Origin of the sequence: Streptomyces sp. NPDC012510 (genome assembly GCF_042955065.1) — a bacterium.
Taxonomy (GTDB): Bacteria; Actinomycetota; Actinomycetes; order Streptomycetales; family Streptomycetaceae; genus Streptomyces.
The window spans coordinates 1-13,008 of the sequence record NZ_JBIBEN010000037.1 but is presented as its reverse complement, the minus strand read 5'-3'; the positions used below and the strand labels follow the sequence as shown (position 1 = coordinate 13,008).

The 13,008-nt window shown below is 69.2% G+C and carries 11 protein-coding genes; 5 read left to right on the top strand and 6 right to left on the bottom strand.

The window, feature by feature from the left end:
* Positions 1-64: 64 nt before the first annotated feature.
* The 3 genes from ACFY9I_RS40105 to ACFY9I_RS40095 all read right to left on the bottom strand — a co-directional run bounded on the left by ACFY9I_RS40105 (position 65) and on the right by ACFY9I_RS40095 (position 3,777).
* On the bottom strand, positions 65-1,273 hold the full coding sequence (locus tag ACFY9I_RS40105) for an ABC transporter permease subunit (RefSeq protein ID WP_391011839.1): 1,209 nt from the start codon (positions 1,271-1,273) through the stop codon (positions 65-67).
* Between the two features lie 59 nt (positions 1,274-1,332).
* Positions 1,333-2,583 (bottom strand): extracellular solute-binding protein, encoded by a 1,251-nt coding sequence (locus ACFY9I_RS40100; protein ID WP_391011836.1) that lies wholly within the window; start codon positions 2,581-2,583, stop codon positions 1,333-1,335.
* A 159-nt stretch (positions 2,584-2,742) separates the two neighbouring features.
* A complete protein-coding gene (locus ACFY9I_RS40095; protein ID WP_391011833.1) occupies positions 2,743-3,777 on the bottom strand; it encodes a substrate-binding domain-containing protein in 1,035 nt (344 codons plus the stop codon).
* A gap of 224 nt (positions 3,778-4,001) precedes the next feature.
* Here ACFY9I_RS40095 and ACFY9I_RS40090 point away from each other — a divergent pair, with 224 nt between their 5' ends.
* Positions 4,002-6,167 carry a glycogen debranching N-terminal domain-containing protein gene (locus tag ACFY9I_RS40090; RefSeq protein ID WP_391011832.1) on the top strand — a complete coding sequence of 722 codons (2,166 nt, stop codon included), beginning with the start codon at positions 4,002-4,004 and terminating at the stop codon, positions 6,165-6,167.
* A gap of 345 nt (positions 6,168-6,512) precedes the next feature.
* Here the strand turns inward: ACFY9I_RS40090 and ACFY9I_RS40085 are convergent, their stop codons facing one another.
* Entirely contained in the window at positions 6,513-7,520 is a 1,008-nt protein-coding gene (locus ACFY9I_RS40085; RefSeq protein WP_391011829.1) for an FAD-dependent oxidoreductase, read from the bottom strand.
* Between the two features lie 345 nt (positions 7,521-7,865).
* Between ACFY9I_RS40085 and ACFY9I_RS40080 the strand changes: the two genes are divergently transcribed.
* Positions 7,866-8,390, top strand: coding sequence for a hypothetical protein (locus tag ACFY9I_RS40080; protein ID WP_391011826.1), 525 nt, complete (start codon positions 7,866-7,868; stop codon positions 8,388-8,390).
* A gap of 252 nt (positions 8,391-8,642) precedes the next feature.
* Here ACFY9I_RS40080 and ACFY9I_RS40075 read toward each other — a convergent pair whose 3' ends face one another.
* A complete protein-coding gene (locus tag ACFY9I_RS40075) occupies positions 8,643-8,933 on the bottom strand; it encodes a hypothetical protein (protein WP_391011823.1) in 291 nt (96 codons plus the stop codon).
* A 1,047-nt stretch (positions 8,934-9,980) separates the two neighbouring features.
* On the opposite strand from ACFY9I_RS40075, the gene ACFY9I_RS40070 reads away from it, so the two are divergent.
* The 3 genes from ACFY9I_RS40070 (at position 9,981) to ACFY9I_RS40060 (ending at position 12,044) form a co-directional block, all read left to right on the top strand.
* Positions 9,981-10,316 carry a metalloregulator ArsR/SmtB family transcription factor gene (locus ACFY9I_RS40070; protein ID WP_391011820.1) on the top strand — a complete coding sequence of 112 codons (336 nt, stop codon included), beginning with the start codon at positions 9,981-9,983 and terminating at the stop codon, positions 10,314-10,316.
* The gene (locus tag ACFY9I_RS40065) at positions 10,316-11,035 is read left to right on the top strand and encodes a cation transporter (RefSeq protein WP_391011817.1); all 720 of its coding nucleotides are present in this window, start codon (positions 10,316-10,318) and stop codon (positions 11,033-11,035) included. Before ACFY9I_RS40070 ends, ACFY9I_RS40065 begins: the two co-directional genes overlap by 1 nt.
* Before the next feature lie 193 nt (positions 11,036-11,228).
* On the top strand, positions 11,229-12,044 hold the full coding sequence (locus ACFY9I_RS40060) for a TSUP family transporter (protein ID WP_391011814.1): 816 nt from the start codon (positions 11,229-11,231) through the stop codon (positions 12,042-12,044).
* A 63-nt stretch (positions 12,045-12,107) separates the two neighbouring features.
* Here the strand turns inward: ACFY9I_RS40060 and ACFY9I_RS40055 are convergent, their stop codons facing one another.
* Positions 12,108-12,575: a hypothetical protein gene (locus tag ACFY9I_RS40055; RefSeq protein ID WP_391011812.1), complete on the bottom strand. Its 468-nt coding sequence runs from the start codon at positions 12,573-12,575 to the stop codon at positions 12,108-12,110.
* Positions 12,576-13,008 lie beyond the last annotated feature (433 nt).

The window sequence follows — 13,008 nt, the reverse complement described above, 5'->3', positions numbered from 1 at the left end:
GTGGTGGGCGCGGTGGTTCCGGGGTGCGTGGGGTGGGCCGTTGCGACGATGCGGGTCAGGGTCATCAGGCCGCCCCCGTGGTCGGGCCGGACCCGGAGCGTGCCGCTTTCGCCGCGCGCCGGGTGGCGGCCTTGGCGCGGGCCTCATCCTTGTCTCGCAGGATGAACCGCTGCAGCAGCGTCATCGCGACGATGATCGCGAAGAGGATGAAGGCGATGGCACTGCCCTGCCCCCACTCGTTGTCGGTGAACGAGGACTGGTACGAGAGGAACGCAGGGGTCAGTGTCGTCTTCGCCGGTGCGCCCTTGGACATGACGTAGATCTGGTCGAAGACCTGCCAGGTGCCGATGAGTCCGAGGGTCAGGACGAGGAAGAGGGTCGGCTTGAGCATGGGCAGCGTGACGTGGCGGAACCGCTGCCAGCGCCCGGTGCCGTCGATCTCGGCCGCTTCCTCGACTTCGAGGGGGATGTCCTGCAGCGCGGCGAGGAACATGAGCATGAACGTGCCTGCCGTCGTCCACACGACCAGGGCGATGATCGCGGTCATGGCGATGCTGGGGCCGGAGATCCAGTCCCACAGGGACAGACCACCGACGGTCGTGTCGGCGAGTGCGGAGGGTGGCGCGTCGGTGTTCATGCCGAGGGCGCCGAGGGCGAGGTGGATGATGCCACGGGGATCGGCAAACCAGGCCGGTCCGTCAACGCCGATCTTCGCCAGCAGGGAGTTGACGACGCCGCTGGAGGAGAAGATGAACAGGAAGACGACCGAGATCGCGACCGAGCTCGTCACCGCCGGGAAGTAGTACGCGGTGCGGAAGAATCCCTTGCCCTTCAGCCGTCGCCCGTTGACCAGGAGCGCCAGGCCCAGCGAGAGCGCGGTCTGCAGCGGGACGACGAAGAGCACGTAGTAGGCGTTATTGCGCAGGCTCGTCATGAAGTCGCTCTGCGCCAGGCCGGGTTTGGTGACGATCTGCTCGTAGTTGTCCGCACCGGCGAAGTGCACGCCTGACGAGAAGGGGCTGCCCTGGCCGTTCCAGTCGGACAGGCTCACCCAGAGCGCCATGAGAATGGGCACGACCAGGAAGAGCCCGAGCACGACGATCACCGGTGAGACGAACAGCCAGCCGGCGAGACCTTCCCGGCCCCGGATACCGCCGCGGGGGGATCGCTCACGGCGGCCTCGGCCTCCACTGGCCTTGGCAGCAGCTGCCGTCCGGGCCGGTGCCGGGCCGCTGCCCGGGCCCTGTGCGGGCCCGGGATTCGGTTCACTCATCGCAGGTTCACTCTCGTTCCGTTCCTGTCCGGATTACTGAGCCGCCCGGGTTGTCCGGGTCACTGGCCTACGACCGCCTGCGCGTTCTTCTGAAGCCGCGCAAGGATCTGCTCCGGGTCGGCCTTGGGCAGCCCCTGAAGGCCCGTGTCGAAGTCGGCGAGCACCTGGTCGATCTTCGCGACGTTCACCGGGGCCTGGGCGTACGCGGCGCCGTCGATGAATGCCTTGTCCTGTGGGGACTTGGCGATGTAGTCGGCCTCAGCGGACTGCAGGGACGGCATCACGCCGATGGCCTGGGCGAAGGTCAGCTGGTTGTCCTTCGTGGTCATCGCCTTGACGAAGTCGATGGCCGCGGCCTTGTGCTTGCTCTTCGCGGCGATGCCCCAGCACTGGGTGAAGGCGAGCGTGCCCTTTTTGCCCGTAGGGCCGGCCGGCAGCGGGACCGTCTTGTACTTGACGTCCGGGTAGTCGTTCTTCATGGCGCCGGCGATCCAGTTGCCCTCGATCGTCATGGCGGCCTTCTGCTTGCCGAACGCTTCGCCCGACCAGCCGGAGTCGAGCTGCTTAGGGTACTTGGCCGATCCGTCGGCGAGCAGCGACTGCACGAACTTCAGGGCCTTGAGGTTCTCCGGCGAGTCCGCGGTGACCTTGGTGGCGTCCTTGTTCGTCACCCAGCCGCCGGCCTGGACCATGAAGGCACCGATCCGGTCACGTGTGTCACCGAGGGCGAGGCCGACCTGCTTGCCCGTGGTCAGCTTCTTCGCCACGGCCGCCAGTTCCTCCCAGGTGGTGGGAATGTCGGCGTCCGTCAGACCGGCCTTCGACCACGCCTTGGTGTTGATCTGCAGGCCGAGTGTGGAGAAGTCCTTCGGGGCGCAGTACAGCTTGCCGTCATAGGTGAACGCCTGACGCAGCGCGGGGTAGAAGTCGTCCTTCCCCGCGAGGCCGTCGCCGTACGGTTCGAGGCTGCCCGCGCTGGCGTACGTCGCGAAGCGGCCGGCGTCGACGTAGAAGACGTCCGGCGGATTGTTCGAGGCGAAGCCCTGGCCGAGCTGCTGGCCGATGTCCTGTGCCTGGGTGACGGTCGCCTTGTTGCCGGACTTCGTCGCCCACCCCTGAGCGGCGTCGGTGACGGCATTCGTCTCGGCGTCGCCGCTGGAGGCGATGAGGACCTTGATCGAGGCGGGGCCGGACGACGCCTGGCTGTCATCGTTGCCGGAGTCGTCGAAGCCGCTGCCACCACAGGCCGACAGACTGAGCGACAGCAGCGCGACGCTGCCAACAGCCCAGCGGGTACGCGGATTTCTCATGATAAATCTCCTTGTGCAGGCCGGTCTGATGAGCCGGTGGTAGCGGGTGCCGCGTCCCGTCCGCTGCACTGCAGCGGTGAGCGGGATCGCAGATGCCGGCCGGACGGGCTCAAGGAGCCGCTCGGCAGGGTGAAAAGAGTGCGGGTGTGGCGGGACGGCTCAGCCGCTCGCCCGGACGACGAGCCGGGGCGCCAGCAGGATCGGAGTGGGCGGGACAGCCGGCGGTTTCGGAGTCCTCAGCAGTTCCTGGAGCATCCGCAGGCAGGCGGCGGCGGCCTCGTCATACGGCTGCGCGACGCTGCTCAGGCCGACGACCGCCGCGGTCGGGGAGTCGTCGAAGCCGACCACCGCGACATCGGCCCCGGGGCGCAGTCCACGTGCGGTGATCTCGGTCCAGGCCCCGAGGGCCAGGGAGTCGCTCGCGCAGACGATCGCGGTCGGCGGAGTGGGCAGGTCGAGCATCGCCGCGGCGGCCTCACGGCCGGTATCGAGCCCGTCGGGGACGCCCATGTCGTAGCCGGCGGGGGTGTCGATTCCGGATACGGCCAGGAGGGTGGACCAGCCGCTGCGCCGGTCGTCGCCGACCTCTGATCCTTGCGGTCCTTCCGGCCAGCCGAGGAAGGCGATCCTTTGGTGGCCGGACTCGATGAGATGCCGGGTCGCGGCAAGGGTCCCTTGCGCACCGTCGACGTCGACCCAGCCATGCCGCTCGGGGGCATCTGGTTCAGCTCCCCAGGGTCGGCCGAAGGTCACGAACGGTACCCGGCGCTCGGTGAGCCATTCCGTCCGGCGGTCGCCGGCATGGGTGGCGTGCAGGACGAAGGCGTCGAGGTCGTGATCGTCGAGGAGCTGCTCGTACAGGGAGCACTCGTGGTCGTCGTCGGTAGCCGTGAACACCACGATCCGGTAGCCCGCCTCCTGAGTACGGGCGGTCAGCGACTGGAGGAAATGAGCGAGGACGGCACCGTTGACACCGTCACGCGGCGGCTCGATACGCGCGCCGATCAGACGTGAACGCCGGGTCCGCAGCGTCCGGGAAGCCTGGTTCGGGCGGTAATTGAGCTCCTCGATGGCGGCCTGCACGCGGGCCAGCGTCTCCGGCCGCACCCGATGCGGCGCGTTGATGACGTTGGAGACCGTCTGCATCGACACGGAGGCATGCCGCGCCACGCTTTCGAGTGTTACTCGCGCCATCGCGAAGCCACCTCCACAAAGTTCACCGCACCGCAGCGTATCGCCGTCGCGGTTTCGCATCGTCACATCATCACGCTTGGATTTGAACGTTAAATTTAACGTTCTGATCGGTTACTGTGGCGATCGGCGCCCGGACTGTCAAGAGTCGGCGCAGTCACGAATCGCCTCACGACCCCGCCTCCACAAACCGCCCACGAGACATGAGGGCACCGGACGGAGCTTTGATGACTTCACCCCAGCGGCAGCCGCTCCTGCACGACCTCACGGTCACCCTCGCCGCCCCGACCGTCGTGCTGTCCGAGCCGGACGGCAACCTCGACGCCACCGCTCCCGGGGCCGCCGTGCACGGGCTCTTCCACGCCGACATACGGGCGCTGAGTCTGCTGCGGGTGACGCTGCGCCCCGACCACGCACCGTCCGGCGAGCATGCGGGGAAGGTGCCTCCCGCTGCCGACGGGGGTGAGGGCGACGGCGAGGGCTGGCTTCCGGTCGTCACGGTCATGAACTCGACGGACGGACCCGGCCGCAGCCGTTTCGTCGGCCTGGCCCAGGCGCTCGGCGACGCTGTCCCCGACCCGACCGTCCGGGTCGACCGATGGCGTACAGTGACTCCCGGTCGGCTCGCCGAACAGCTGACCGTCCGCTCCACGGCGACCACACCTGTGCATCTCAGTGTCCGGGTCGAGGTCGCCGGAGACCTCGTGACAATGGAGCACACCAAGGCGGGCCTGCCGCCCCGCTCTCCCGCCGAGCCGACGGGCGAAGTGCTCTCCGGCGCAGGCGTGTTGCGCTGGGGCGACCAGGCGGTGGACGTCGCCGTCAGCGCCCCCGGCGCGACGCCCGACGCCGAGCGTTCCACCCTGACCTGGAGCCTGACGGTCAAGCCTGGTGAGGACATAGACCTGCACTTGGCCGTCGAGGTCTCCGACACGGCCGCGGTCGTCACGGCCGCCGACCCCCAGCTCACCTGGCAGCGCCCGGGCCTCACCGCCGACGACCGCCGCCTGCCCGCCCTCGTCGCGCAGAGCCTGGACGACCTCCACGCGCTGCGCATGGCCACCGCCGAGGCACCCGGCGACACCTTCCTCGCCGCGGGCATCCCCTGGTTCTTCACGCTCTTCGGCCGGGACAGCCTGTGGGCCGCACGCATGCTTCTGCCACTGGGCACCGACCTCGCACGGGGCACCCTGCGCACCCTGGCCGCCCAGCAGGGCACCCGCACCGATCCGGAAACCGAGGAAGAGCCGGGCAAGATCCTCCACGAGGTGCGACGCGGGGTCTTCGACGACGGAATGGGCCTTGTCCTGCCGCCGGTCTACTACGGAACGGTCGACGCGACACCGCTGTGGATCTGCCTGCTCCACGATGCATGGCGCTGGGGCCTGCCCGCCGAAGACATCGAACCGCTGCTGCCCGCACTCATGGCGGCACTCGGCTGGATCGACGCCGCCGCCCGGGCCGGAGACGGATTCCTCTCCTACATCGACCACAGCGGCACCGGACTTGCCAATCAGGGCTGGAAAGACTCCGGCGACGCCGCCCGGTACGCCGACGGCCGCCTCGCCGAAGCGCCCCTGGCTCTCGCCGAAGTACAGGGCTACGCCTACGAGGCCGCCCTCGCCGGAGCGGCACTCCTCGACGCCTTCCACCTGCCCGACGGCGAACGCTGGCGCACCTTCGCCTCCGACCTCGCCGACCGCTTCCGCGCACGCTTCTGGGTCACCGGCCAGCACGGCCCCTACCCCGCCATGGCACTCGACGGCTCGGGCCGGCCCGTCGACTCCGTCACCAGCAACATGGGCCACCTCCTGGCCACCGGCATCCTCAACGCCGACGAGAGTGCCGCCGTCGCCGCACGGCTCGCAGCCCCCGACATGTCCGACGCCTACGGACTACGCACGATGTCGTCGACGTCCGGCGGCTACGGCCCGCTGCGCTACCACTGCGGCACCGTCTGGCCCCACGACACCGCCATCGCCGTCACCGGCCTCGCCCGCACCGGACACCCCGAAGCCGCCGCCCGGCTCATCGAAGGCATCCTCGACGCAGCACCCGCCTTCGACTACCGGCTGCCCGAACTCTGGAGCGGCGACGCCCGCACGGACACCCCCGCCCCGGTCCCCTACCCGGCCGCCTGCCGGCCACAAGCCTGGTCGGCAGCAGCGGCCATCGCCCTCATGACGGCGCTGACCGGACTGGATCCCGACGTCCCCGCCGGCCGCCTCCACCTCCGGCCCATAGGCCCACTCCCCGTCGGCGCACTCACCATCACCGGGCTCACCCTCGCGGGAGAACGACTCGACATCACCATCAACTCCGGCGGCCGGATCGAATCGGTATCAGCCCCTGCGGGACTGACCGTCGAGGAACACACGGCGCCGCGCTCCTGAGGGATTGTGCCGGCCGACCGGTGCCACGACCGGTCGGCCCCTCAAGAGGGCGTTGACCGTCACCTGCGCGGCAACGGTCCTGACGGGCAGACGCCGCCACTCGGGAAACTGCTGGTCCCCAACGTGCGCACCGTCTGCGGCGACACCGTCTGGCTTCGAATGAGTCTTCTGGCCCGGCGGAACGAGTCCTTTGGCCGCGGGTGGCGATCTCTGGGGCCGGTTGCGAACGAGTCGATTGGCCCCACTTGGGTGTGAGCCGTGTGCGGCCTCGCGGTGATGGGCTGTCAGGCGGACAGCGACTGCTCGCGGCGATTCAGGCAGGGACCGCCCACCACATCGGGATCGTTAGAAGCGATCCGGGCGGCAACCTGACAGAGCCGGCTCAACGGTTTGGTCGACCAACTCCCGCGCGACCAGGCGGCCCACGGCCGCGGCGAGCGTGACCGCCGAGTGCATCACTGCCAAGTAGAGGCCGGGGACCTCGGCGACCGGGCCGACGATCGGCTCACCGTCGGCCGGCATGGGGCGCACTCCGAGTCGGGTGCTGAGCAGCTCGACGTTTCCGGCGCCATGGAAGGTGGACCGGACGGCGGCAAGGGTCTGTTCGGGCGAGTCCGCGGCGGCGATCAGCCGGTCCGGGTCGACCTGCCGAAGATCGAAGTCCTCGGTGTTGACCACAGTGCGGACCAGACCGGCCGGGGCGCTGAGCCGGAACAGCGGGCACGGCGACGGTTCGACCGGGACGCGCACGCCGAGCGGCGCGGCCAGCGCGGCCGTGGCAACTCCGGCCGCCAGCACCACCGTCGCACCGGAGAGGGGTCCTGCTGTCGTCTCAACCCCGGCGATCCGGCCCGCTGTGTCCCGGCGGACCGCGGTAACCGGTGTGTCCAGATGTACCCGGGCTCCATGGGTGCGAGCGGCCTCGACCAGCCGCTCGGTCACGCCCACCGAGTCAACAGCGCCGTCCCCCGGCGCCCAGACAGCCCACTCCGGAGGCTGCCGAAGGGCGGGCTCGAGCGTCGCCACGGTGGTCGCATCCACGATCGTCTGCCCGGGTCCGGCGTCCGGCGCACTGTCCTGCCTGTTCCAGCTCAGCGAGCCGGACCAGGTCACCGGAAGTCCCGGCAACTCGGCCCCGAGCCGGTGGTACTCCGCCGTCGCGGTAGCCCGCAGCCCGGCGGCCGGAACGTCCAGCACGCCGGACGATCCAACCCAGGCGAACGAGTCCGCCGTCACGCCGGCACCTGGCCGCCCGGCGTCGACCAACGTCACGTTGGCACCCGCCCGGGCGGCGTGATAGGCCACCGATGCGCCGACAATGCCGGAGCCGACGACGACCAAGTCCCTACTCACCGGTGGCCTCAACACCTTCACGACCGTAACGTCCGCAGCGTCCGACCGTGAGCGAGATTCAGACGCGGGACACCAGGCCGTCCATCCAGGCCCCCTGACTGGCGGACAACGATGCTCCCACCACAAGACCGCCCCCGGGGCCACTTCTGACGAACACTCATTTCCCGATCAGGCCCCTGGGGCCACCGGACTCGTTCCTCTGGGGGCCAGAGAAACCGTTCAGAGCCAACCGTCAGCTGGTTGGCGTGCATCTGCATGGTGGAAGCTTCCGTGTCGCGGTCTTCCACGGCAACCCGTCTATTTCCGGTCGACCGGGCAGTCCGGACTCTGTCAGGCTGCCCAGCCATGACTGCTTACGAACTGTTGCTCATCGGTGGTGGGGCGGGCGTCGGAAAGACGACGGTTGCATGGGAGGTGTCTGCGGCATTGCAGGGAAGGGGAACGGCGCACTGTCTGATCGAGGGCGACTACATGGACCAGATCCATCCGGCGCCACAGGACGACCCTCACCGCGCTGCCATCATCGAACGGAACACCGCGGCGGTCTGGTCGAACTACGCCGCTCTCGGCCAGCATCGCCTCATCTACTCGAACACGGTGAGCATCCTGGAAGCGGCGATGATCAGCCGGGCCATGGGCGGCGGCGAGCTCCGAGCCACCTGCGTCCTGCTCACGGCAGGGGAGACGACCGTGCAGGAACGCCTCGCCCAACGCGAAATCGGCTCGCAGCTCACCGCCCACATCGAGCGGAGCCTGCGGAACGCACGGGAACTGGACGAGAGGGCTCCGGCGGGCACGGTCCGTATCCCGACCGACGGCCGGTCGGTCGAGGACATCGCCGTGGATGTGATCAAGGCGGCTGCGTGGTAAGGGGCCGATGATCATTGGACATCGTTCGGACCGAACGGCGAAGGCTGGCGGCATGACCCAGGAGGATCGGGATACCGGTGCCGCCCAGTGCAATGACACTCCTGGTACGGGCATGTTCGCGGCGTCCCCTCGCGGGACCAGGCCCCCCGGCTTCGGCGAGCATCGGCTCGATCGGAGAATTCAGCGTCACTCTGCCACATCTACGCAGGTCCGCCCCGGTCTGCACGCCGGGCGTCTCCAGGCTGTGCCGGGTTAAGGCGAGGCGGGCACGGAGCGGGTGGGCAGGGGGACGACGGTGCTGCCGCGGCGCAGGGCGTCGTTTTCGAGGGCCAGCTGGCGGATGGCCTCCTCGTACAGGGCGAGGGTGCGGCGCAGATCGGTGTTCTCCCGCGCAGCCGGCTCAGGTTGGCGTCCGCGCGCGGCAGCCTCGGCGAGGACGGTTTCGATGGCAGCTTTGACGGTGTCTGTGTCGGGCAGAGCGCGTTTGGCACCATCAGCTCCGATCCCGTGACGTCCCCCTGCGCCGGATCCCCCCGGGGGCACGCTGACGTCTGAGGCGGTGGGGCAGACCGCGGCATGCAATCGGGCCGACGTGCAGCGGTCTGCGCCACGCCGGACCATGGACAGGGAGGTGGTCATCATGGGCAAGGCCAGCGCAAGCGATCAGGCGCGGATACCGATGACGCCTAAGGCCGCCTCGCGGGTGCAGTCTGCGGCCGCGAGAAACCCCTCCGGCAAGTCCGCGACCTCTGGTTTTGCACCGCGCGCGCAGTCGGCAGCCGCGAAGTCCACCGGCTCCGGGCGGCGCGGCAGCGCGTAGTCGGCCGTGCTGTCCTCTCGTTCCGATCCGGGTTATCCACAGGCCTGAACGTGATCGGCCGTTCCTCCGTACGCTGCTGCCCGAATCGATCACACAGGGGTGTGCGGGATGCGGTACGGCGTAGTGGCGGAGGAACTCGCGGTGGAGGTCATGGCGCAGCTGCCCACCGACCGGGCGCGTACGACCGGCCGTCCCGATCCTCCGCCGTGATCACCTGAGCCATCTGCCGCACCGTGGCTATCGCACGCACCCCAGCATCCGCAGCGCATCGGCCCGCACTTTCCTGGCCGGAGTGGACTTCTTCCCCTTCGTCGACGTCTCAGGGGAAGGGAGAGATGTGTCAGCGTGCCGGGAGGCACCCTGACGGGCGGTGTGAGCTGCGGTGATAGGCACGACGTGGAATCGTTCGCGCACCGTTCACGGCACTGGATTCCGGACCGCCCGGAGGGCGCTCAGAACCCCTTGTCCAGGTCGGGTGCGGCTCCGGCTCAGGCTGCCGGGCGCTGCTGGTGTACGTCATGGCAAGGCTCCTCACGCAGGTGCCGCGGGGGTCCGGATGGAATCCCCCGTCACCTGTTAGAGGTGTGGCGAAAGTCGACGGTGTGACACTCCACTGAGCGCCGTTACCGATCCGTGATCGTCAGGCGGGCGCGGCTGTCCTGTGAGGGAACCTGGACCGATTGGCATCGAAGTTGGACCTCCGTGAAGGTGACACAGACTCTGACAGTGCACGGTTCCGTGAATTCAGGCATCCATGTACTGTCGTGGGTGTGTTGACTCTCGCTGCTGACATCGAGGTGCTGACGCGGTTCGGTCGCGCCCTCGCCGACCCGATCCGCTGCCGGATCCTCCTTGCCCTGCGCGAGGCCCCGGCCCATCCTGCCGACCTTGCCGACGCTCTGGAAATCTCCCGGACCCGGCTGTCGAACCACCTGGCGTGCCTACGCGACTGCGGCCTGGTCGTCGGGGTGCCGGTGGGCCGGCGCACACGCTACGAGCTCGCCGATGAACGTCTCGGGCACGCGCTGGACGACCTGCGCACCGCCGTGGTCGCCGTTGAAGCCGACAAGACCTGCGTGGACGCGGACGAGAAGGGCTGCTGCTGATGACCGCCGAGATACCCATCGGCATAGGACCCTCCCCGGTCCGCCGCGACGTCCTCACCCGGCGGATACGCCTGCTGGTCGCGGCCACGATCACCTACAACGTCATCGAGGCCATCGTCTCCATCACCGCCGGCACGATCGCCTCCTCCACTGCCCTGATCGGCTTCGGTCTCGACTCGGTCATCGAGGTCTCCTCGGCCGCCGCGGTCGCCTGGCAGTTCTCCGCCCGCGCCCACGCCGTGCGCGAGGCCCGCGAGCAGCGCACCCTGCGGATCATCGCCGTCTCCTTCTTCGTGCTCGCCGCGTACGTAAGCGTCGACGCCGTCCGCGCGCTCACCGGCACCGGGGAGGCGGAGCGGTCGATCCCCGGCATCGTCATCGCCGCCCTGTCACTGGCGATCATGCCGTTCCTGTCCGCCGCCCAGCGCCGCGCGGGCCGCGAACTCGGCTCCGCCTCCGCGGTCGCGGACTCCAAGCAGACACTCCTGTGCACGTACCTGTCCGCCGTGCTGCTGCTCGGCCTGGTCCTCAACGCCACCCTCGGCTGGTCCTGGGCCGACCCGATCGCCGCCCTGGTCATCGCCGCCATCGCCGTGAAGGAAGGCCGCGACGCCTGGCAGGGCAAGGGATGCTGCGCCCCCACCCGTGCGCCCGTGCCGTCCGCCGGCAACGAGGCGGATGCGTGCGGCTGCCGCCCCGGCTGCGACTGCTGCAACTGACCGCCCACCAGCGTGAAGCGGGCCCCGGTGAAGGCGAACCGGCGCCCGCTTCACGTTCACGACCCACGTACTCAGCACGCCGATGCCCGTGCTCGGAGGTCCGGACAAACCATGAAAGAGTGCCCGGTGCCTTTCCCCGAAGGTGCGGACCTTCCATAGCGGACAGGCAGCGCGCCCAGCGAGGATGCCCGTCATGACCACCGACCAGACCCTCGTTCCTCTGCGTTCGACGCGCTCCCTGCCCGTGGTGTTCGGTTCCGGGGCGGCCATCGGCGTCCTGGGCGGGATGATCGGGCTGGGCGGCGCGGAGTTCCGCCTGCCGCTGCTGGTCAGCCTGTTCGGGTTCGCCGCGCTCTCCGCGGTCATCCTGAACAAGGCGATGAGCCTGGTCGTGGTCCTGACCGCGCTGCCCGCCCGCCTGGCGGCCGTGTCCGCTTCCGAGCTGGCCGCGCACTGGCCCGTCGCTGTCAACCTGCTCGCCGGGAGCCTGCTGGGCGCCTGGGCCGGAGCGTCGTGGGCGGTGCGGATGCGCTCGGCCACCCTGTATAAGGTGCTGGCCGCGCTGATGGTGCTGATGGCCGCCGCCCTGCTGTTCACGCACTTCTCCACGCTGGGGACCCTCGACCTGTCCCTGTGGGCGCAGGTGCCGCTCGGAGTGGTGGCCGGGTTCGGCATCGGGGTGGTCGCGGCGATCATGGGCGTGGCCGGCGGCGAACTGCTGATCCCGACGATCGTGCTGCTGTTCGGGCAGGACATCAAGACCGCGGGAAGTCTCTCCCTGCTGGTGTCGCTGCCGACCATGCTGGTGGCCTTCGCCCGCTACAGCCGGGACGGCAGCTTCGCCGTACTGGGCGCCAACCGCCGCTTCGCGCTGCTCATGGTCGCGGGTTCGATCGCCGGGGCGATACTGGGCGGCCTGCTTCTCGGGGTGTTCCCGGACGTGGTCCTCATCCCCGCGCTGGCCGTGATCCTGCTCGTCTCTGCCGTCAAGCTCGCCCGCCACGACTGACCAGTCCGGGTGCCTCTGAAGCCAGGCAGTCCAACTTCCATGGCAGCCAATCCAACTTCAGTGTCAGAGGACAGCGGCGCAGAGCTCGGAGACGATCGTGAACGAGGTCGTCACCATCGGCACCGCCATGGCCGGCGGCATCACCGCGTGCGTGGTCTGGCCGTGCGCCATCCCGTTGCGGATCTGCCGGCCATAGTCGAGGTACTCCTCCTGCCGGGCCGTCAGGACCCCGTCGGCGGCGCCCTGCTTGATGAGCTGGAACAGCGGCTTGGTGCCCGCGTCCGGGATCCGGTCGCGCAGCACGATCTCCACCGCGATCAGGGAGTGCAGGACCGCCACGGTGGAGAACTCGTAGCAGTAGTAGGACTGGCACAGCAGCTCACGGGCAGTACGCAGGACGGCCGCCGCGGCCTCGGGCACGCCGTCAGGCACGACCAGGTCCTCAACGAAGTCGTGCATGTCGGCGTAACTGTCGACGAAGAGGTGGGCGCGTTCGTCCGGGACCGGGAACGGCAGCCGCTGCGTGGTCATCTCCGCAGTCTCCCAGTGCCACGCACCGTCCGGCAGCGGCTTTTCCCGGGGCGTCGCGCCGGCCCGGTCACGTCAGCGGTGACAAGGCGTACGGCTCTCGCCGCAACAGGGCACGGGCGCAGGAACCCACGGGACTACGAAACCCGACCTGAGCACTCCGAGGCGATGCTCACCCTTGCGGCCATTACGCCGCCTGGCCCGGAAACCGGTTCACCCCGCTGCAGCGGTTCCCCGCGCCGCAGCCTCAGACCAGGCTGCGTACTCCGGGTTCGCACCGAATGATCTGGAGTCAGTAGGTGTTTTTCAACTTCCCGCTCCTGATCGGCGGAAGAGGGCCACTAGGGCCTGTTGCGAAAGTGGATCTTGTTCGTTGATGATCACGTCCTGTGGGACGTGGTGATCTGACGAACGGCCAGTGGGCCCGGCTGGAGCC